This window comes from Mesorhizobium sp. M7D.F.Ca.US.004.03.1.1, from assembly GCF_003998635.1.
GTDB classification, from domain to species: Bacteria; Pseudomonadota; Alphaproteobacteria; order Rhizobiales; family Rhizobiaceae; genus Mesorhizobium; species Mesorhizobium loti.
Genome location: NZ_RZQG01001169.1, coordinates 1 through 1,614 on the forward strand (window position 1 = coordinate 1; position 1,614 = coordinate 1,614).

General features: G+C 60.4%; 2 protein-coding genes. One reads left to right on the forward strand and one right to left on the reverse strand.

The features are described from left to right. Positions 1-78: 78 nt before the first annotated feature. Positions 79-972, reverse strand: a complete 894-nt coding sequence (locus tag EN935_RS35175) for an SDR family oxidoreductase (protein WP_109668058.1) — start codon at positions 970-972, stop codon at positions 79-81. 136 nt (positions 973-1,108) lie between these two features. Between EN935_RS35175 and EN935_RS35180 the strand changes: the two genes are divergently transcribed. Then, positions 1,109-1,519: a helix-turn-helix domain-containing protein gene (locus EN935_RS35180; RefSeq protein WP_109668055.1), complete on the forward strand. Its 411-nt coding sequence runs from the start codon at positions 1,109-1,111 to the stop codon at positions 1,517-1,519. Positions 1,520-1,614 lie beyond the last annotated feature (95 nt).

The following is a 1,614-nucleotide window of genomic DNA, read 5'->3' on the forward strand; positions in this document are numbered from 1 at the left end:
GATCCGGCTCGGGCTGCTCAAGACATCGCAATAACGGTGCCGAAAGCCAGGTATTTCGGCTTCCGGCACCGCGGGCCGTCAACCAACCAGGGCGGCCTTGTTCGCCTCGAGGAACTGCTTCAACGTCTTTGGCGTCCTGCCGGAAAGCGTCTCGATCGCGTCGGTCACCATGGCGATGCGGCCGGAGCGCGTGTTGACGTCGAAGGAGACGACGACATCAGCGAAATCCTCTGGCACGCCTGCCGCCTTTACACCTTCGGTAAGCGCCTCATCCGGAACCTGAATAACTTCCAGCGGCTTGCCGGTAACCTCGCTTACCAGGGCCGCGATCTCTGCCGTGGTGTAGGCATTCGGACCGGTCAAGGTGTAGGTCCTGCTCTCGGTCGAGCCGGAAGCAAGGCCGGCGGCGATCGCTGCTGCCATGTCATCGCGTGCGCCATGCGCAATGCGGCCGTCGCCGGCGGACGTGTACCAGTGTCCCGAGGCGATCGCGTGCGGCAGGGCCATGAACAGGTTCTCCTGGTACCAGCCGTTGCGGAAGATCGTGTAGGGGATGCCGCTCGCCTTGATCGCCTGCTCGGTGCTGAAGTGATCATTGGCAAACAGCACCGGCGATACCGGTTCTGGATTGGGCATCGAGGTGTAGAGTAGGTGCGAAACGCCGGCGTTTTTGGCTGCGGCGACTGCATTCTCGTGCTGCTTCAGGCGCCTGCCGCTTTTTAGATCGAGATCGCCGGTCGAAATGATCAGCACCTTGTCGGCGCCCTTGAATGCGGTTTCCAGCGAGGCCACGTCGTTGAAATCGGCGGCCCTGACAACGACGCCGCGCGCGGCCAAATCGGCTACGCTTTCCGGATTGCGGGTTGTGGCGATGATGCTTGCAGGTGGAACTTTGTGCGTGTCCAGGAGATAGCGGATGACGCCGCGGCCGAGCTGGCCGGAGGCGCCGGTGACGAGAAGGGTTTCGGTCATGGAAGGGTCCTGACATTGTGCCGCTAGGGCGGTTCGAGTGTCGGTCTCAAAAAGAGACCAGCACTAAAATAGGAATTGACCCGGTGCCGTAAAGAAGGCAGTTTTTCGGGAGGTAGGCACAGGCAGGGAACCAGCCATGGACGGCAAGATCATCAATCTGAAATCGAAGATGGAGATCTACAAGGCGATCTCAGGCGGCGGCAATATTGCCAATTGTCCGGTTCGTGATGTCATCCAGGGCGTTAGCGGCAAATGGAGATCGCTGCTGATGATGGCCTTGGCTGAAAAACCCTATCGCTTCGGCGAGTTGAGGCGCCTTGTGCCCGACATTTCGCAGCGCATGCTGACCCAGACGCTGTACGATCTTCAGCGCGACGGCTATGTGCATCGCGAAGTGTTCCCGACCAAACCACCGAGCGTCGAATACAGCCTGACCGATCTCGGGCGCTCCATGTTCGGCGCCTTTCATCAATTGATTCTGTGGGCCGAACTCAACCATGATGCGGTGCGCGCAGCGCGCGCCGATTTTGACGCCGCTCAGGCGTGAGCCGGAAAAAGCCCGGAGCCGCAACTTGATTTCGTCCGGCCGCTGAAGGATTGTCCCGGCCATTCGGCTTTGGGGGCATCGGCATTTCCTACGAC

Coding starts and splice junctions, on each gene's coding strand:
- EN935_RS35175 (WP_109668058.1), bottom strand. CDS start 972: ATGACCGAAACCCTTCTCGTCACCGGCGCCTCCGGCCAGCTCGGCCGC.
- EN935_RS35180 (WP_109668055.1), top strand. CDS start 1,109: ATGGACGGCAAGATCATCAATCTGAAATCGAAGATGGAGATCTACAAG.